Origin of the sequence: Pseudomonas cichorii, assembly GCF_019719005.1 — a bacterium.
Lineage (GTDB): Bacteria > Pseudomonadota > Gammaproteobacteria > Pseudomonadales > Pseudomonadaceae > Aquipseudomonas > Aquipseudomonas cichorii_E.
This window is the reverse complement of record NZ_JAIGPJ010000108.1, coordinates 1-650: the sequence shown is the minus strand read 5'-3', so window position 1 is coordinate 650 and position 650 is coordinate 1. Positions and strand designations below refer to the sequence as shown.

The 650-nt window shown below is 61.4% G+C and carries 1 protein-coding gene; it reads left to right on the top strand.

Annotated elements, in window-relative coordinates:
* Nucleotides 1–650, top strand: a 650-nt coding sequence (locus K5D32_RS25810; RefSeq protein ID WP_221602337.1) for a bacteriophage T4 gp5 trimerisation domain-containing protein, incomplete at both ends; no start/stop codon positions are given.

Here is a 650-nt window from a genome sequence, read left to right as displayed (position 1 = left end):
TGCTGGCTGCGGGTCGCCACCGGTTGGGCGGGCAGCGCTTATGGCGGCATTGCCATCCCGCGAGTCGGCATGGAAGTGCTGGTCACCTTCTTCGAGAACGATCCCGACCAACCGCTGATCACCGGCTGCCTGTTCCATAAGGAAAACGTCGTCCCCTACGACCTGCCAGCTCACAAGACCCGCAGCACCTTCAAAACTCTCAGCTCGTCGGGTGGCAAGGGCTACAACGAATTTCGCATCGAAGACAAGAAAGGTGCCGAGCAGATCTACCTGCACGCCCAGCGCGACTGGGATGAAAACATCGAACACGACCAGAAAATCCGAGTGGGCAACGAGCGCCACGACACCGTCGAAGCCAACACCTTCAGCGAGTTCAAGGCCGAAGAACACCGCATCACCCACCTGGACCGCAAGACCGAAGCCCGTGCCGACGACCACCTGACCGTGGGCGCGACCCAGCATGTAAAGGTCGGAACGGCGCAGTTCGTCGAAGCCGGGAGGGAGATTCACTACTACGCGGGCGACAAGGTGGTGCTGGAAGGCGGCATGGAATTCACGGCCAAGGCCGGCGGGAGTTTCATCAAGATCGATGCTGGCGGCGTGACCATCAGTGGGGCGCAGGTGAAGACCAATTCCGGTGGGTCGCCGGG